Origin of the sequence: Streptomyces sp. NPDC002467 (assembly GCF_042889825.1) — a bacterium.
Taxonomy (GTDB): Bacteria; Actinomycetota; Actinomycetes; order Streptomycetales; family Streptomycetaceae; genus Streptomyces.
This window is the reverse complement of the sequence record NZ_JBIARJ010000002.1, coordinates 445406-462471: the sequence shown is the minus strand read 5'-3', so window position 1 is coordinate 462471 and position 17066 is coordinate 445406. Positions and strand designations below refer to the sequence as shown.

Genomic DNA, 17066 nt, shown 5'->3' with positions numbered 1-17066 from the left:
GATCAAGGTCCGGCCGGCGTCCGTCTCGCTTTCCGGCTCACTTCGCCGCGAGCGCCCGCAGGGTTTCGGTGCATCCGGGGTGGCTCGGCGCCCATCCGAGACCGGCCCTCGCCTTGGCGTTGGAGACGCGCATGTTCGTGTTGACGACCCGGTGGACGTAGGAGACGGGGCGCATCAGCCAGGCGGGCACGGTCAGCGGCTTCGGGGTCCCGAAGGCCTCGGCGACCTTCTTCACGTACCCGCCGAAGCCCATCGGGGTGTCGTCGACGATGTTGTACGCCTCCCCCGCGCGGCCGCCTTCGACGGCGAGGGCCACGGCGCGGCCGGCGTCGGCGAGGTCGACCCACGGCAGCACCCTGCCCTGGTCGGCGACCGCGGGGATCTTCCGCTTGCGCAGCAGCTCGACGAACGATTCGGTGCCGCCGGCGCCGTAGAAGAGGCCGAAGCGCAGCGCGATCCCCTCGATGTCCGGGTCGCCGAGGATCAGTTGCTCCTTGACCCGCATCCCTTCGAGGTGGCGTTCCACGGCCGGGTCGCCGATCGGAGCGTAGGGGTCGGCCTCCTCGGTGATGACGTGGTCGCCGAAGTCGCGGTAGCCGTAGCCGAAGACCATCGACTCGGAGATGACTCGGCGGGCGCCGACGATGCGGGCGGCCTCCATCAGGTACTTGGTGCCGGTGAGCCGCAGGTCGTCGGTGGCGAACACGTCCTTGTGCCGCATCGGGGCCTCGCGCAGGGCGGTCGCGGCGTGCACGACGGTGTCGACCTTGAGGCCGTCGACCGCGCGCAGCAGCCCGTCACGGTCCATCAGGTCGGCCCGGACGTCGGCGCCCGCGCCCCGGCCGAGGCCGACCACCGTGTATCCGTCGCGGGTGAGCGCCTCGGTGATGTGGCGTCCCAGGACTCCGCTCGCCCCGGCCAGCAGTACGTTCTTGGTCTCGTTCATGTCCATGGGACAAGAGAAGCCGACCGGACTTGACGCTCTCTGGTGTGAGCCGTGTCACGCACCTCGCGGCGCGTGCGTCAAAATCAGGGCAGGATAGGAGCTGGAGACGAATCAGCAGATCACAGGGGTGGGGTGAGGCAGGTGGCGAGGAAGCAGCTGCGCCCGCACCAGCGTGAGGCCGTCGACGCGGTGGTGCGGGCCTTGGAGCTGCCCGCCGGTGGCCGGGTCCCGGAGGCCGGGCTGCGCACCCAGGTGATCATGGCGACGGGGTCGGGGAAGTCCCTCGTCGCCGTCCGCTCGGCCGAGGAGTTGCGGGCCGGGCGGGTCCTCGTACTGGTGCCCTCGCTGGACCTGCTGGTGCAGACGGCCGCGGCCTGGCGGGACGGCGGCCGCACCGGGCGCTCCCTCGCCGTGTGCTCGCTGCGCGGGGAGGACGCGGGGGTGCCCACGACCACCGATCCGGTGGAGCTGGCCCGCTGGTGCGGCCCTTCGGTGGACCGGGTGACCGTGTTCGCCACGTACGCCTCGCTCGGTCTCGGCATCGTCGAGCGGGCACACCTGGCGGGGCTGCCCGGCTGGGACCTGGTCGTGGTCGACGAGGCGCACCGCACCTCCGGGCGGATCGGCAAGCCCTGGGCGGTGGTCCACGACAACACGCGGATCCCCGCGCTCCGCCGGCTCTACCTGACGGCCACGCCACGGGTCTGGCAGGACGGCGAGGAGAGCGAGGAAGAGGAGCGCGGCGGCAGCGGCGCCAAGGGGGGCGGCGAACTGGTCGCCTCGATGGAGGACGACCCGCGGGGGCCGTTCGGAGCCCGCTGCTACACGCTCTCGCTGTCCGAGGCCATCGACCGGGGGATCTGCGCCCCGTACCGGGTGGTGTGCGTGGACGTGACCGATCCGGGGTTTCAGGCGGCCGTGCTGATGGGCCGTGACGGGCGCTCGGACGAGGTGCGCGGGGCCCGGCTCGCCGCGCTGCAGACGGCGCTCGTGAAGGCCGCGGTCCACCAGGGGTTCCGGCGGACGCTGGTCTTCCACCACCTGACCAAGGAGGCCGAGGCGTTCGCGGCCGGCCTGCCGGCGGTGGCCGCGCGGCTGCGGCTGACGAGCCGCAGCCCGCGCCCGGTGTACCCCCGTCGGGTGTGGGCGGACTGGCTGTGCGGGCAGCACTCGGCCGCGCACCGGCGGCGGGTGCTGGGCGCCTTCGCCGATCCGCGGATCGCCGAGAAGGCGTTCCTCGGCAGCGTCCGGGTGCTCGGCGAGGGGGTGGACACCAAGGAGTGCGACTCCGTCTTCTGGGCCGACGTACGGGGCTCCATGCCCGACCTGGTCCAGGCCGTCGGGCGGGCGCTGCGGGTCCGCCCCGGGGAGGGGAAGGTCGCCTCGCTGGTGGTGCCGGTGCTGCTGGGGCCCGGCGAGAGCCCGGCGGAGATGCTGACCTCCCGGGCGTACGGGGATCTGGCGCGGCTGCTGGAGGCGCTGCGCGCGCACGACACCCGGCTCGTGGAGTCTCTGGCCCAGCCGCAGGTGCCGGGCGGGACCCAGGGCGTCTCGGCGGCGCCGGGCGGCCCCGGCGGCGGCGCCGAGGGGCTGTTGAGCTTCTCCACGCCCCGGGATCCGGCGCTGCTGGCCGCCTTCGTCCGGCTGCGCGTCCTGAACCCGGAGCACGAGCACTGGCGGCGCGGGGTCGAGGCCGCCCGCATCTACGCCGCCGCGGCCGGGGACCTGAAGGTCCCGTTCGGCTTCAAGGCGCCGGCGGGCGAAGAGGCCTGGCCGCCCGGGCTCGCCCGGTTCCCGCTCGGCCAGTGGATCGCGGACGTACGGCGCACCTACCGCAGGGGCGCGCTCGGCCGGGAGCGGGCGGCCGAGCTCGACGCGCTGGGCATGGTGTGGAGCCACTTCGACGTGGCCTTCGCGGAAGGGCTCTCGGCGGCCCGCGCCTGGGCGGCGGAGCACGGGCACCTGCTGCCGCCGGCGGACGCCACCTGGGGCGGCGCCCCGGTCGGGGTGTGGGTGAAGAACCAGCGGGCGGCGGCCCGTCGGGAGGGGCCGGGGGCGCTGTCGCAGGAGCGGCGCGAGGCGCTGGAGGCCATCGACGCCTCCTGGTGCCCGGACTGGGAGATCTCCTGGCAGCGCGCCTTCCACCTGACCCGGACGCACCTGGACGCGGGCGGCCGGTTGCCGCTCGCCCCGGGCGAGGTGCTGGTCCAGGGCGAGGACCTGGGCGTGTGGGTCCGTGCCCAGCGGCTGAACTGGGAGCGGCTGTCGTGGGCGCAGCGCTGGCTGCTGGAGCACGCGCTCGGCGCGACCCCGGCGAGCGAGGCGGAGCGTCCGGCGCCGCGCCGCAGCCACGCCGAGGCGTGGGCGGACCACCTGGAGGCGGCGCGGCAGTTCCACCTGCGCGAGCGGCACCTGAGGGTGCCGCGCAAGCACGTGGAGCTCGTCGGGGACCAGGAGTTGCGGCTGGGGGCCTGGATCGCCAACCAGCGCTCCCGCGCGGGCTCGCTCACCCCGGAGCGGGTGGCGGCGCTCGACGCGCTGGACATGCGCTGGTAGCCGTCCTGGAGGGCGGCCCGGCCGCCGGTACGGGGCCTCAGTGGTGGAAGCCCGACCGGGGTTCGGCCGCGGGTGCGGGCGGGGGCGTGGCGGTGAGGTGTTCGACGGCCCGGCGCAGGTCGGCGACGAGGAGGGCGATCTGGTCGCGGGTCACGCCGTGCCGGATGAGCACCCGCTGGATCACGGTGTCGTCGCGGGCGGGCGGCAGCGGGTACGAGGGCACCTGCCAGCCGCGCATGCGCAGCCGGTCGGAGAGGTCGTACAGGGTGAAGGGGGATCCCGCCGGGTCGGTGAGCGTGTAGGAGACGGCGGGGAGGCCGCCCTGGCCGTCGTAGAGGAGGGTGAAGGGGCCCATGGCGGCGATCTCGCCGGCGAGGTACTGGGCGGTGTCGGCGCAGGCCTGCTGGACGCGCCGGTAGCCGCCGCGGCCCAGGCGCAGGAAGAGGTAGTACTGGGCGATGACCTCGCCGCCGGGGCGGGAGAAGTTGAGGGCGAAGGTCGGCATGTCGCCGCCGAGGTAGTCCACGTTGAAGACGAGGTCGGCGGGGAGCAGGTCGGCGGTGCGCCACACGATCCAGCCGACGCCGAGGGGCGCGAGTCCGTACTTGTGCCCGGAGGTGTTGATCGAGGCCACGCGCGGCAGCCGGAAGTCCCACACCACGTCGGGGTGGAGGAAGGGCGCGACGAAGCCGCCGCTCGCGCCGTCGACGTGGATGGGGACGTCCCAGCCGTGCTCGGCCTGGATCGCGTCGAGGGCGGCGGAGAACTCGGCGACGGGCTCGTAGTCGCAGGTGTAGGTCACGCCCATGATGGCGACGACGCCGATGGTGTTCTCGTCCACGTAGTCGGCGAGCTGGTGGGCGCGCAGGCCGGTGGCTCCGGGCTCCAGGGGGACCGGGCGCAGTTCGACGTCGAAGTAGCGGGCGAACTTCTCCCAGCAGATCTGGACCGGGCCGCACACCAGGTTGGGGCGGTCGACGGGCAGGCCCTGGGCGCGGCGGCGCTCGCGCCAGCGGAACTTGAGGGCGAGTCCGCCGAGCATGGCGGCCTCGCTGGAGCCGGTGGTGGAGCAGCCGGTGGCGGTGGTTCCGGCGGGGGCGTTCCACAGGTCGGCGAGGATGTTGACGCAGCGCGCCTCGATCTCGGCGGTCTGCGGGTACTCGTCCTTGTCGATCATGTTCTTGTCGAGGCACTCGTTCATCAGGCGGTGCACGCCGTCGTCCGACCAGGTGGTGCAGAAGGTGGCCAGGTTCTGGGCGGCGTTGCCGTCGAGGAGGAGCTCGTTGTGGAGGAGTTGGTAGACCACCTCGGTGGGCGAGTGCTCTTCCGGGATCCGGTACTTGGGGAGGATCTGGCTGCTCAGCGCGGACGCGAACACATCCGTCCCGGCGTCGGGTGCGCCTTCGTCTTTCGTCTCATGAAGAGGCATATCGGGACTATATGGGACAGAAGGCAAGGAATCTCGGCGTCGGCCGGCCGGCGCGCACCGCCGCTTCCGGCCGACTCGGCGATGTGACCTTCTTCATGGCCCGCCGGTTCGGCCGGAGGATTTACCGTCCAGTAGGGTTTTACCCGTAGGTCTTCCCGTTCGGGCCACTGGAGCCGGTCCGAACGGGAAGATCATCCAACTTGTTCTATGGGCAACTTATCCACTGATGTCCGGATATCGGCCATCGGCCTTCTTCGCCCTGATACCTCTTCCGCCATGAACAAGATCACCCGCCGACAGGCCTTGGCAGGCACCACTGCCGGCGCACTCACCGCGTTGGGCGTGGCGGCCACCGCCGCGAACGCCACCCCGGCCACCACCCCGACGACCTCGGGCACGGCCACCGAAGAGGTCTACCAGGGCCGCCGCATCCGGATAACCCAGGACGGGGGCGGCCACCACGGCGGCCACCACGGCGCCGGGCTGCCGACCGTCCGGATAGACGGCCGCGAACTGCACGTGATGCGCAACGCCGACGGCACCTGGATCAGCGTGGTCAACCACTACGAGACCTTCGCCGATCCGCTCTCCCTCGCCCGCGCCGCTGTCCGCGACCTCCAGGGCTCCGAGCTCGCCCCGTTCGGGGGTGCGGCATGACCGTCCGCAAGAACCAGGCCGTGCTCACCGCCGAGGAGAAGCGCGCCTTCACCGCGGCCCTGCTGGAGCTCAAGCGCACCGGCACGTACGACCGCTTCGTGACCACCCACAACGGCTTCATCATGTCCGACACGGACTCCGGCGACCGCGTCGGTCACCGCTCCCCGTCCTTCCTGCCCTGGCACCGCCGCTTCCTGCTGGAGTTCGAGGCGGAGCTGCAGAAGGTCGACAAGAACGTCTCGATCCCCTACTGGGACTGGACCGCCGACCGCACCTCGCGCTCCTCGCTCTGGGCCGCTGACTTCCTCGGAGGCACCGGCCGCGCCCGGGACGGCCAGGTGCTCGACGGACCGTTCGCCCACGCGGGCGGCAAGTGGGCCGTGAACGTACGGGTGGACGGGCGCGCGTACCTGCGCCGGGCCCTCGGCACCGGCGTCGCCGAGCTGCCGACGCGGGCGGAGGTGGACGCCGTACTGGCCATCCCCCTGTACGACGCGGCCCCCTGGAACAGCGCTTCGAGCGGCTTCCGCAACAGCCTGGAGGGCTGGCGGGGCGCCAACCTCCACAACCGGGTGCACGTGTGGGTCGGCGGGCAGATGTCGACCGGGGTGTCCCCGAACGACCCGGTCTTCTGGATGCACCACGCCTTCGTGGACAAGCTGTGGGCCGACTGGCAGGCCCTCCACCCGCAGTCCGCGTACCTGCCGGCGGCGGGGACCCCGAACGTGGTGGACCTGCACGACACCATGCGGCCGTGGAACGACGTCACCCCGGCGGACATGCTGGACCACCGGAAGTTCTACACGTTCGACGCCTGAGGAGCCGCCAGCCAGCGGTAGTGCAGTTCGGGGCGGCCGACCTGGCCGTACCGGGGGGTCCGGTCCGCGCGACCGGTGTCCACCAGGTGCTCCAGGTAGCGGCGGGCGGTGATCCGGGAGATCCCGGCCGCCTCGGCCGCCCCCGCAGCCGTCAGCCCCTCGGTCGCCGCCCTCAGCAGGGCGGCGACCCGGTCCAGGGTCGGCGCGCTCAGCCCCTTGGGGAGCTGGGCCGGGCGGGGTGCGCGCAGGGCGGCCATCGCCCGGTCCACGTCGTCCTGGCCCGCCGCCTCGCCCGCCGTCTGGCGGAACTCGGCGTAGCGCAGGAGCCGTTCGCGCAGGGTCGGGAAGGCGAAGGGCTTCAGTACGTACTGGACCACACCGAGGGAGACGCTCTCGCGGACCACGGCCAGGTCCCGGGCGGAGGTCACCGCGATCACGTCGACGGGGTGCCCGGCCGCCCGCAGCCCGCGCGCGAAGCGCAGTCCGTGCCCGTCGGGCAGGGCGAGGTCGAGCAGCAGCAGGTCGACCCGGGTCCGTTCCAGGTGCCGGGTGGCCTCGGCGAGCGAGTGGGCGATCCCGACCGCCGTGAATCCGGGCACCCGCCCGACGTACAGCGCGTGCGCGTCGGCGGCCACCGGGTCGTCCTCGACGATCAGCACCCGCACCTCGCCCGCGCTCACCGGGCACCGCCCGGGGCCGGCAGCCGTACGGTGAACTCGGCTCCCCCGGCCGGGCCCTGGGCGGCGGTCACGCTACCCCCGTACCGCTGCGCCACCTGCCGCACCAGCGCGAGACCCAGGCCCCGCCCCTCCCCCTTGCCGGACCAGCCCCGGCGGAACACGTCGACGCCCTCCGGCAGCCCGGGGCCGTTGTCGGCGACCCGCAGCAGCAGTTCGTCCCCGTCGGGCCGCAGGGTCACCGCGATCCGCGCGCCGGGGACGCAGGTGACGGCGTCGGCCGCGTTGTCGATGAGGTTGCCCAGCACGGTGACGAGGTCGCGGGCCGGCGGCAGATCGCCCCCCTCGGCGAGGCTGCGACTGTCGGGCGTGACGACCAGCTCCACGCCCCGCTCGTGCGCCTGGGCGGCCTTGCCCAGCAGCAACGCGACGAGCACGGGCTCCCCGACCGCGGCGATGACCTGGTCGGTCAGCGCCTGCGCGAGCTCCAGTTCGGCGGTGGCGAACTCCACCGCCTCGTCGGCGCGGCCGAGTTCGATCAGCGAGACCACGGTGTGCAGCCGGTTGGCCGCCTCGTGGGCCTGGGAGCGCAGGGCCTGCGTGAATCCCCGTTCCTGGTCCAGCTCGCCGGTCAGCGCCTGGAGTTCGGTGTGGTCGCGCAAGGTGACGACGGTGCCGCGGCGGCCGCCGCCCGCCACGGGCGAGCTGTTGACGACGAGCACCCGGTCGGCGGTCAGGTGCACCTCGTCCACCCGGGGTCGGTCGGCGAGCAGCGCGCCGGTCAGGGGTGCGGGCAGCCCCAGATCGGCGACGGCCGTGCCGGTCATCTCGCCCAGCAGGCCCAGGAGTTCGCGACCGGCATCGTTGATCAGGGTGATCCTGCGCTGCCCGTCGAGCAGCAACAGCCCTTCGCGGACCCCGTGCAGGGCCGCCTGGTGGTAGTCGTACATCCGGCTCAACTCGGCCGCGTTCATGCCGTGCGTGTGACGGCGCAACCGGGCGTTGACCACGTAGGTGCCCAGGCCCCCGAGGGCGAGCGCACCGCCGGCGACCCAGGCGAGCGCCGAGAGCTGCGCGGCGAGCCGGTCGCTGATCGCCCGGACGGTGATCCCGGAGCTGACGAGGCCGACGATCCGGCCGCCGTCGGTGACCGGGGTGATCACGCGGATGGAGGGGCCGAGGGTGCCGGTGTAGGTCTCGCCGAAGGTCTCGCCCCGCAAGGCGGGGGCGGTGTTGCCGAGGTAGGGCTCGCCGATGCGCCTCGGGTCCGGGTGGGTCCAGCGCCGCCCGTCGGGGGCCATGATCGTCACGAAGTCCACGCCGGAGTCGGTGCGGACCTTCTCCGCGTACGGCTGGAGGGCGGCCGAGGGGTCGGTTCCGCTCGCGGCCCCCCGTACGGCCTCGCGTACGGACGGAGAGTCGGCGACCGCGTGGGCCACGGCCCCGGCCTGGCGCCGGGCGGCGTCCTCGGCCTGGCCGCGCGCGGTGGCGTACGCGAAGACGGCGCACCCGGCGACGACCACGGCGACCAGCAGCACCTGCATGGCGAAGAGCTGGCCGGCGAGGCTGCGCGGGGGCCGGGGGAAGCGGAACATGGCGCTCAGTGTGCACCGGGTCGTGAACTCAATGAACGCAAGGGTGACCGGGGTCACAGCGCTGGGCGATGGTCTCCCGGAACGACTTCACCACCAGGAGGCATCGTGGCCGCCAGGCGCGACAGAACGCACTATCTCTACATCGCGGTGATCGCCGCGGTGCTGCTCGGCATCGTCGTCGGCTTCGCCGCCCCCGGCGTCGCCGTGGAGCTCAAGCCGCTGGGCACCGGCTTCGTCAACCTCATCAAGATGATGATCTCGCCGGTGATCTTCTGCACGATCGTGCTGGGCATCGGCTCCGTCCGCAAGGCCGCCAAGGTGGGGGCGGTGGGCGGGCTCGCCCTCGGCTACTTCATGGTGATGTCCACGGTCGCGCTGGCGATCGGACTGCTGGTCGGGAACCTCCTGGAACCGGGCAGTGGGCTGCACCTGACCGAGGCCGTGAAGCACGCGGGCGAGGCGCAGGCCAAGGCCGGCGGGGCGCAGAGCACTCCGGAGTTCCTGCTCGGGATCATCCCGACCACGCTGGTGTCCGCGTTCACCGGCGGGCAGGTGCTGCAGACGCTGCTGGTGGCGCTGCTGTGCGGGTTCGCGCTGCAGGCCATGGGCTCGGCGGGCGAGCCGGTGCTGCGCGGGATCGGGCACGTGCAGAAGCTGGTGTTCCGGGTGCTCGCGATGATCATGTGGGCGGCGCCGGTGGGTGCCTTCGGCGCGATCGCGGCCGTCGTCGGGGCGACGGGCATGGACGCGCTCAAATCCCTGGCCGTCATCATGATCGGCTTCTACACGACCTGTCTGCTGTTCGTGTTCGTGGTGCTGGGCACGCTGCTGCGGGTGTGCACGGGGGTCAGCGTCTTCGCCCTCCTGCGCTACCTGGGCCGCGAGTTCCTGCTGATCCTGTCGACCTCCTCGTCGGAGTCGGCGCTGCCGCGACTGATCGCGAAGATGGAGCACCTGGGCGTCTCGCGTCCCGTCACGGGGATCACGGTGCCGACCGGGTACTCCTTCAACCTGGACGGGACCGCGATCTACCTGACCATGTCCTCGCTGTTCATCGCCGAGGCGATGGGCAAGCCGCTCGCGCTGGGCGAGCAGATCTCGCTGCTGCTCTTCATGGTCATCGCCTCGAAGGGCGCGGCCGGGGTCACCGGCGCGGGTCTGGCCACGCTGGCGGGCGGGCTCCAGTCGCACCGGCCGGAACTCGTCGACGGAGTCGGCCTGATCGTGGGCATCGACCGGTTCATGAGCGAGGCGCGGGCGCTGACCAACTTCGCGGGCAACGCCATCGCGACGGTGCTCATCGGGACGTGGACGAAGGAGTTCGACCGCGCGCGGGCCGGTGAAGTCCTCGCGGGACGGCTGCCCTTCGACGAGAGCACGCTCATCGACGACGCGCACGTGACGACCCCCGCGGACCGGGGCGACCCGGCCGCGGAGCCGGTGACCGGGGAGCCGGTGGCCGCGGTGCCGCAGCCGGCGGGCGGTCCCAAGGACGGCGTTCCGGCCTAGCCGGCACGCCCGTACGGGCCGGCCGGGCAGGGTTCGCCCCCACGGTGCCCAGCCCGGTCGGCCCCGTCATCTTCCGACACCGCTTGAAATAGTCGAATTTCAGCCACCGGCGTGCGAACCGTACTGCTGTAAAAGGTACTTCCATACCGGGGCATGCGTCTGACATCTTGCGTCCACCACTCGTTTCGTACGACGCGATAGGTGCCACCAGCACCATCGCGTCATCGGAGGACGCATTGATACCCCACATATCCAGCCGACCTCGACGTACCCTCGTGCTGGCCGCCACCCTCGGCGCCGCACTCGCTTTCGGGGCCCCCGCCGCGCTCGCCGGCACCGCCCCCGTCTCGCCTTCCGGCTCTCCCGCCAAGGCCGGCTCCGCACCCGCGGCGCCCAAGGCCGCGGCGCCGACTTCCCAGAGTGCGACCTGGGCTGCCGGCACCCGCGCCTACCTCGTGATCACCGCTCCCGGTGACACCACCGCGGTCCGCAACGCGGTCGCGGCCAACGGCGGCTCGGTCTTCCAGTACTACGACGCCATCGGCGTGGTCCTGGCCCACTCCACCTCCGGCTCCTTCGCCACGACCATGCGCGGCGTGAGCGGGGTCCAGAAGGTGGGCGCCACCCGTACCTCGGACGTGCCGGCGGACGCCTACGACCCGGCGCTTCCCGCCAACCCGGCGCAGGCCGCCACGCCCGCGGGCGAGCCGGCCCGCGTCGACATGACCCAGATCAAGGCCGACCAGGCCTGGGCCGTCACCACCGGTTCGCCCTCCGTCAAGGTCGGCATCCTGGACACCGGCGTGGACGACCAGCACCAGGACCTGGCCCCGAACTTCAACGCGGCTGACTCCGCCTCCTGCGCCTACGGAAAGCCGGACACCCGTACGGGCGCCTGGCGCGACGTCGGCACCCACGGCACCCACGTGGCCGGTACGGTCGCCGCGGCCAAGAACGGCAAGGGCGTCGTCGGCGTGGCCCCGAGCGTGAAGATCTCCTCGGTGCGCATCGCCGAGCCCGGCTCCTCGCTCTTCTTCGCCGAGAACACCGTCTGCGGGTTCATGTGGGCCGGTGACCACGGCTTCAAGGTCACCAACAACAGCTATTACACGGACCCGTGGCAGTTCAACTGCCCGGACAACCTCGACCAGGCCGCGATCATCGAGGGCGTCAAGCGCGCCCAGGAGTACGCCGAGGGCAAGGGTTCGCTCCAGGTCGCGGCGGCCGGCAACTCCAACATCGACCTGGCCAACAAGACGACCGACACCGAGAGCCCGAACGACTCGACGCCGGTCACCCGCACCATCACCAACGCCTGCCTGGACATCCCGACCGAACTCCCGGGCGTGGTCACGGTCGCGGCGAACGGCACCGGCACCACCAAGGCGTCGTTCTCCAACTTCGGTCAGGGCGTCATCGACGTCTCCGCGCCGGGCAGCAACGTCTACTCCACCGCGCCTGGCGGCACCTACGCCACCATGAGCGGTACCTCGATGGCCAGCCCGCACGTCACCGGAGTGGCCGCGCTCATCGCCAGCACCAACCCGGGCATCACCCCGGCCCAGATCCGCGAGAAGCTGGCCACCCAGGCCAACGACACCGCCTGCCCGTCGGACAGCCGGTGCAAGGGCACCACGGCCAACAACGGGTTCTTCGGCGAGGGCCAGGTCGACGCCCTGAAGGCGGTCGGGTCCACCCCGCCCCCCGGCAAGTACTTCGAGAACACGGGTGACTTCGCCATCGGCGACAACACCACCGTGGAGAGCCCCATCGCCGTCAGCGGTGTCACGGGCAACGCCCCGGCCACCCTCAAGGTGGGCGTGAACATCGTGCACACCTACATCGGCGACCTGAAGGTCGACCTGATCGCCCCCGACGGCACCGTGTACACGGTCCACAACCGGGCCGGCGGCAGCACCGACAACATCAGCCAGGTCTACACCGTGAACGCCTCCTCGGAGGTCGCCAACGGCACCTGGAAGCTGCGGGTCAACGACAACGCCGGCGGCGACACCGGCAAGATCGACTCCTGGAACCTGACCTTCTAGTCCCACTGGTCCCACCGGTTCCACAGCACCGCCCCGCGGGCCATCGGGGAGCAGCCCCGCTCCTCCCCGATGGCCCGCTCCCGCGCCCGCGCTACCTCGTGCGCAGCACGCAGTCCCCGCAGAGCCCGCCGCCCGGCACCTTGTAGTAGAGGCAGCAGCTGCGTCGGACGAAGGCCACGCCGAGCCCTTCCTCGTCGATGAAGGTGCCCGTCCCGGCGAGCGCCCCGCCCTCGCCGAGCAAGTCGCCGGCCAGGTCCACCGCCGCGCCTCCCGGTACCCGGTCGAGCAGGACCCGCAGGGCCCCGACCAGTCCCGACGCGGCGTTGCCCCGCAGCACCTTCGGCGAGACCCCGAACCGCTCCCGCAGTCCCGCGTCGAGCACGGCCAGGTTCCCGAGGACGTTCTCCCCGAGGGCCCCGGCCGGCAGTTCCCCCGGCTCGGGCAGCCACAGCTCCAGCGAGCCCGCCGACGGCAGCCGCCACCACACCCGGTCGGGGGCCAGGTCCGGCACCCTCCCGGCCAGGGCGGCGCAGCCGAGCCCGATGGACCACAACCGCGAGGCGATGCCGAGCTGGGCGGTCGAGGCGGCCACCCGCCCGGGCCCGCTGCCGATCCGCCGCCCGACCTCGGCGACGTACGGCTCCAGCCGCTCGCCGTACAGCTCGTCGAGCGGCCGGAATCCCTCCCCGGGCGGCCGGCTCCCGTGGGGCACGGTGAAGAACGGCCCGACGGAAGCGAGCCTGCGCAGTACCTCTTCCATGCCCGGATGATCTCAGGCGCGACTGCCCAGTCGTTCGGGGAGTGGGCTGCCGACTCGCTCGCGGGCGGCCTCGGCCGCGCGCACGGCCGGGCCCATCCCGTACGAGGCCGCCAGCAGCAGGGCGCCCAGCAGCAGCCACCCCGGGATGCCCCACACCAGCAGGAGCGAGGTCAGCACCAGCGGCCCCAGGGTGCGGGCCACGGGCACCCCGGTGCCGAAGAACCCCTGGTACTGGCCCATCCGGTCAGCGGGCGCCAGGGAGAAGCCGATCTGCCACGACCCGGCGGACTGCCGCATCTCCGCGTCCACCTGGAGCACCGCGCCCGCCACGAGCAGCCCGGCCGCCGCCCAGCCCGCCCCCGGCAGCGCCGACAGGGCGAACACGGCGCACGAGGCGGCCATCACCAGCCCCGAGATCCGCAGCGCCCGCCGGGCGCCGTCCAGGTCGGTCACGGGTCGGGCCACGCGCACCTGGAAGAGCATCACGGCGACGGTGTTGAGCACGAACAGCGCCGACACCAGCCAGCCGGGGGCGTGCGTGCGCTGCACGATCCACAGCGGCACGGCGAGGCTGAGCAGCGGCATGCGCAGCAGCAGGACCGCGTTCAGCAGCGTGACCAGCGCGTACGGGCGGTCGCGGAGCACCGCCAGCCGGGGCTCCCCGGCCGCCCGCCCGGGGGCGGGGGCCACGGCGGGCAGCGTCAGCAGGACGGCGGCGCAGCCGAGGAATCCCACCGCGTCCAGGACGAAGACCGCGAGGTAGGCCCGTTCGGTGTCCGCGCCCAGCGCCAGGCCGCCGAGTGCCGCGCCCAGGGCCAGCCCGCCGTTGAGCATCGACTGGAGGTGGGCCAGCACCCCCGTCCGCTGCTCCGCGGGGACCACTCCCGCGAGGAGCGCCTGGCGGGCGGCTCCGAGGCCGCACTGGGCGGTGGCGTAGACGACCACGGCCGCCAGGAAGCCCCAGAAGGACCGGATGAAGAGGAAGGAGAGCACCGAGGCCGCGGTGGCGGCCGCCAGTACCGCCGAGGTGCCCCGGGGCCCGCGCCGGTCGGCGAGCGCCCCCAGCGGGACGCCGGCGACGGAGCCCACGGCCCAGGCCACGGTCAACCCGAGGCCGATCTGCGCGGGCGAGAGACCGACCACGCGGGTGAAGTACAGGGCCGAACACACGTAGTAGGCGCCGTCACCGACGGAGTTGCTCAACTGGGCCGCGGCGAGCCGTCGCGGCGCCCCGGGCGGGGGCAGGATCCGTAGCGTCACCCCGTCATTCCATCAGCTGTGTGGCCCGCACGGGAGAGCCATTCATGGCTTGGGATCTTGGGCCACTCACAGTGCCGCGAGGAACTCCAGCAGCGCCCGGTTGACGGCCTCCGGCCGCTCCACCCCGGGCAGGTGCCCGGCCCCGTCGACGACCGTGAGCACCGAGTGCGGCATCAACGCGTGCATGGCCTCGGCGTCGGCGACCGGGGTGTAGACGTCGTCCGCGCCGACCAGCAGCAGGCAGGGCTCCGCGGCCCCGGCGAGCACGGGCCGGTAGTCGGGGCGCTCGGCCCTCCCGCGCAGGGCGGCGGCGGCGCCCTCGGGGTCGGTCGCGCACATCATGGCGCTCACCCGGGCGGCCGCCTCGGGCATGCCGGTCACGTTGTAAGGCGCCAGCATCTTGTCGATGACCTCTTCGGCATATCCCTCCATCCCCTCGGCGAGGAGCCGCTCCGCGAGCTCCCGGCGGTACTTCGCGCCGTCCTCGGTCTCCGGTTCCGGCGAGGTGTCGCAGAGGACGAGGGCCCGTACCACACCCGGGTGGCGCAGCCGCAGCTCCATGGCGATCTGCCCGCCCATGGACACACCACCGACGACCACTTGTTCGATGCCGAGGCGGGCGAGCAGGGCGGCGAGGTCGTCCGCGTGGTCGGCCAGGAGCGCCTTGCCGGGAACGACCGGACTTTCTCCGTATCCTCGCAGGTCAGGGGTGATCACCCGATAGCCGGCGGCCGTCAGCGCGGCGGTCTGGGGCGCCCACATCGTGCGGTTGAACGGATGTCCGTGGATCAGGATTACGGGCGCTCCGCCCCGGGGACCCAAGTCATCGAAAAAGACGTTCACGCCATTGCCAAATTGGGGGTTCATGAGAGGACTTTAAGGAGCTACATTGAGCCACTCGCGTTCACCTGACAGCCCGTTGCCTTTCACCCGTGTTTTGCACGGGGGGCGACGTCAGAGACGCACACTGTGCAACCACCCCACCGCCCAGAAGGACCGAAGGCTCCGTGCCCGTACCCGTACTCCTCGCCGGCCGCTCCGTGCGGCTCGAGCCCCTCGCCCCCCACCACACCGAGGCTCTGGCCCTGGCCGGGGCCGAGGATCGTACGACTTACGCCTTCACCCCCGTACCCCATGGGGTGCAGGCGTCCCACGAGTACATCGAACGCGCCCTCGCCGATCAGGCGGCGGGCCGATCGCTCCCGTTCGCGGTGGTCAGAGCCGCGGACGGCCTTGTTGTCGGTTCCACCCGGTTCCTGGAACTGGACTACTGGCAGGGTCCGCTGGTGTGGCCCGCCGTGCCGGGTGTCCCGTTCGGTGATCCGGCGACGGCCATCCCCGATGCCGCCGAGATCGGCAATACCTGGCTGTCCCCGGGCGCCCAGGGCACCGGCATCAACACCGAGGCGAAGCTGCTCATGCTCCGCCATGCCTTCGAGACCTGGGGCGTGCGACGCATCTCACTGCGCGCGGACGCCCGCAACCTCCGCTCGCGGGCCGCGATGGAGCGTCTCGGCTTCACCTGCGAAGGGGTCCGCCGGGCCCATTCCCGGGGGCTGGACGGCGCGGTCCGCAGCACCGCCTTCTACTCGATCCTCGACGAGGAGTGGCCGACCGTCCGGTCGATCATCGAGCTGAGGCTCTCGGCGAAGGCCCCGCGCAAGCGCAGGCGCAAGACACTGGTTCCGGCGTAACGGTCCTTCGGTCTCCCGCCCCCGCCTTCCTCACCCGAGGAACGCGGGGGCGAGGGCCGACGCCATGAGCCGGGCCGGGGCGCCGCTCCCGTCCGCGGGCACCGTGTACAGGTCGGCCCCGAAGTCCCCGGGCAGCGAGTAGGCGACGGTGCGCCCGTCCAGCCACACGACCTGGTCGTCCACGCTGCGCTCCTCGGCGAGCGGGGTCTCCGCTCCGGAGGCGAGGTCCAGGGCGTACAGCCGCCACGGGGCCTCGGCCGGCAGGCCCTCCACCCGCTTCTTGAAGACCAGTCGCTTCCCGTCGGGTGCCAGCGACGGGCACTCCACGTTCTCGCGCAGGGTGGTCACCGTGCGTGCGGTCAGGTCCCCGCGGATCAGGTGGGTGCGGCCGCCCGTGGCCATGGTCGCGTAGAACGCCTGCTCGTCGGCGGTGAAGGTGACCCCCCAGAAGTTGACGTCTGCGTTCCGGTACTCCTTGCCGTCCTTGAGGATCGTGAAGTCCTCCAGGGAGGCGTCGTACCTGCCCGTGCGAAGGTCGAGCACCGAGGTCCGCGTAGAGAAGTTCGTACCGGCGTACGAATCCCCGCCGACGAAGACGGTCCACGCGGCGAGGTGCCCGCCGGGCGAGACCCGGGCGCGGGTCGGGATGCCGGCCAGCGGGTGCGCCGAGACCTCCTTCAGTCGGGCGTCGAGCACGACGGCCCGGTAGCCGTCCTGGACCCCGCCCTTGACCGCCTGGAGGCAGATGCCGGTGCCCGCCGCGGAGTGGAAGCGCAGGCAGCTCACTCCGGAGGCGGTACGGGCCCCCTCGGGCGCGGAGACGGGGACGGAGGCGAGTTCGTCGCGGTGCGGTCCCCACGCCATGTTGCGGAAGACGATCCGAGGGCCGCCGTCGCCCGGGGTCAGCGAGAGCTCCCCCCGGGTGATCTCGGGGCCGCCCGCCTGGGCCTGGTTCTTCTGCTCGGCGCGGTCGGCGGCCCGCAGGAAGGACAGCCCCGCGACCACGGCCAGCAGGGAGACGACGGCGGCGAGGATCAGGATCCGGTGGCGGAGGGACAAGGGGGGCACGGGTGGCATGGGGGCCTTTCGGGGCGGCGTCGGGGGGTGTTCGGGAGCG

Annotated in this window: 14 protein-coding genes; 6 read left to right on the top strand and 8 right to left on the bottom strand. The window is 72.6% G+C overall.

From position 1 onward, the window contains the following. Positions 1-37: 37 nt before the first annotated feature. Positions 38-952, bottom strand: a complete 915-nt coding sequence (locus ACFYYJ_RS05455; RefSeq protein WP_389128707.1) for an NAD-dependent epimerase/dehydratase family protein — start codon at positions 950-952, stop codon at positions 38-40. Between the two features lie 135 nt (positions 953-1087). Here ACFYYJ_RS05455 and ACFYYJ_RS05450 point away from each other — a divergent pair, with 135 nt between their 5' ends. Beyond that, entirely contained in the window at positions 1088-3502 is a 2415-nt protein-coding gene (locus ACFYYJ_RS05450) for a Helicase associated domain protein (RefSeq protein ID WP_389128704.1), read from the top strand. A gap of 37 nt (positions 3503-3539) precedes the next feature. Here the strand turns inward: ACFYYJ_RS05450 and ACFYYJ_RS05445 are convergent, their stop codons facing one another. Continuing rightward, the gene (locus tag ACFYYJ_RS05445) at positions 3540-4931 is read right to left on the bottom strand and encodes a glutamate decarboxylase (protein WP_389128701.1); all 1392 of its coding nucleotides are present in this window, start codon (positions 4929-4931) and stop codon (positions 3540-3542) included. Between the two features lie 276 nt (positions 4932-5207). Between ACFYYJ_RS05445 and ACFYYJ_RS05440 the strand changes: the two genes are divergently transcribed. Continuing rightward, positions 5208-5588, top strand: coding sequence for a tyrosinase family oxidase copper chaperone (locus ACFYYJ_RS05440; RefSeq protein WP_385365995.1), 381 nt, complete (start codon positions 5208-5210; stop codon positions 5586-5588). Beyond that, on the top strand, positions 5585-6406 hold the full coding sequence (locus ACFYYJ_RS05435; RefSeq protein ID WP_389128698.1) for a tyrosinase family protein: 822 nt from the start codon (positions 5585-5587) through the stop codon (positions 6404-6406). The genes ACFYYJ_RS05440 and ACFYYJ_RS05435 overlap by 4 nt, the downstream gene beginning before the upstream one ends. On the opposite strand, the gene ACFYYJ_RS05430 is transcribed toward ACFYYJ_RS05435, so the two are convergent. Then, on the bottom strand, positions 6388-7086 hold the full coding sequence (locus tag ACFYYJ_RS05430; RefSeq protein WP_389128696.1) for a response regulator: 699 nt from the start codon (positions 7084-7086) through the stop codon (positions 6388-6390). The two genes, ACFYYJ_RS05435 and ACFYYJ_RS05430, sit on opposite strands and share 19 nt — an antisense overlap. Next, positions 7083-8678, bottom strand: a complete 1596-nt coding sequence (locus tag ACFYYJ_RS05425) for an ATP-binding protein (protein WP_389128695.1) — start codon at positions 8676-8678, stop codon at positions 7083-7085. Before ACFYYJ_RS05425 ends, ACFYYJ_RS05430 begins: the two co-directional genes overlap by 4 nt. A gap of 105 nt (positions 8679-8783) precedes the next feature. Here ACFYYJ_RS05425 and ACFYYJ_RS05420 point away from each other — a divergent pair, with 105 nt between their 5' ends. Both ACFYYJ_RS05420 and ACFYYJ_RS05415 read left to right on the top strand, forming a co-directional pair. Beyond that, the gene (locus tag ACFYYJ_RS05420; RefSeq protein WP_385365997.1) at positions 8784-10187 is read left to right on the top strand and encodes a cation:dicarboxylate symporter family transporter; all 1404 of its coding nucleotides are present in this window, start codon (positions 8784-8786) and stop codon (positions 10185-10187) included. Between the two features lie 275 nt (positions 10188-10462). Then, positions 10463-12235 (top strand): S8 family serine peptidase, encoded by a 1773-nt coding sequence (locus ACFYYJ_RS05415; RefSeq protein WP_385365999.1) that lies wholly within the window; start codon positions 10463-10465, stop codon positions 12233-12235. Between the two features lie 91 nt (positions 12236-12326). Here ACFYYJ_RS05415 and ACFYYJ_RS05410 read toward each other — a convergent pair whose 3' ends face one another. The 3 genes from ACFYYJ_RS05410 to ACFYYJ_RS05400 all read right to left on the bottom strand — a co-directional run bounded on the left by ACFYYJ_RS05410 (position 12327) and on the right by ACFYYJ_RS05400 (position 15122). Beyond that, positions 12327-12995, bottom strand: coding sequence for a (2Fe-2S)-binding protein (locus tag ACFYYJ_RS05410; RefSeq protein WP_389128690.1), 669 nt, complete (start codon positions 12993-12995; stop codon positions 12327-12329). 12 nt (positions 12996-13007) lie between these two features. Further along, positions 13008-14255, bottom strand: coding sequence for an MFS transporter (locus ACFYYJ_RS05405; RefSeq protein WP_389128688.1), 1248 nt, complete (start codon positions 14253-14255; stop codon positions 13008-13010). A 66-nt stretch (positions 14256-14321) separates the two neighbouring features. Continuing rightward, positions 14322-15122 carry an alpha/beta fold hydrolase gene (locus ACFYYJ_RS05400; protein WP_384579179.1) on the bottom strand — a complete coding sequence of 267 codons (801 nt, stop codon included), beginning with the start codon at positions 15120-15122 and terminating at the stop codon, positions 14322-14324. A gap of 140 nt (positions 15123-15262) precedes the next feature. Between ACFYYJ_RS05400 and ACFYYJ_RS05395 the strand changes: the two genes are divergently transcribed. Beyond that, positions 15263-15949, top strand: coding sequence for a GNAT family N-acetyltransferase (locus ACFYYJ_RS05395; protein ID WP_385123709.1), 687 nt, complete (start codon positions 15263-15265; stop codon positions 15947-15949). Between the two features lie 30 nt (positions 15950-15979). Here ACFYYJ_RS05395 and ACFYYJ_RS05390 read toward each other — a convergent pair whose 3' ends face one another. Continuing rightward, positions 15980-17008, bottom strand: coding sequence for a TolB family protein (locus ACFYYJ_RS05390; protein WP_389129051.1), 1029 nt, complete (start codon positions 17006-17008; stop codon positions 15980-15982). Positions 17009-17066: the final 58 nt, after the last annotated feature.

What these genes read in the sequence shown, in the direction of transcription:
- ACFYYJ_RS05400 (WP_384579179.1), bottom strand. Translation starts at nt 15,122, where the DNA reads ATGAACCCCCAATTTGGCAATGGCGTGAACGTCTTTTTCGATGACTTG.
- ACFYYJ_RS05410 (WP_389128690.1), bottom strand. Translation starts at nt 12,995, where the DNA reads ATGGAAGAGGTACTGCGCAGGCTCGCTTCCGTCGGGCCGTTCTTCACC.
- ACFYYJ_RS05440 (WP_385365995.1), top strand. Translation starts at nt 5,208, where the DNA reads ATGAACAAGATCACCCGCCGACAGGCCTTGGCAGGCACCACTGCCGGC.
- ACFYYJ_RS05425 (WP_389128695.1), bottom strand. Translation starts at nt 8,678, where the DNA reads ATGTTCCGCTTCCCCCGGCCCCCGCGCAGCCTCGCCGGCCAGCTCTTC.
- ACFYYJ_RS05455 (WP_389128707.1), bottom strand. Translation starts at nt 952, where the DNA reads ATGGACATGAACGAGACCAAGAACGTACTGCTGGCCGGGGCGAGCGGA.
- ACFYYJ_RS05445 (WP_389128701.1), bottom strand. Translation starts at nt 4,931, where the DNA reads ATGCCTCTTCATGAGACGAAAGACGAAGGCGCACCCGACGCCGGGACG.
- ACFYYJ_RS05435 (WP_389128698.1), top strand. Translation starts at nt 5,585, where the DNA reads ATGACCGTCCGCAAGAACCAGGCCGTGCTCACCGCCGAGGAGAAGCGC.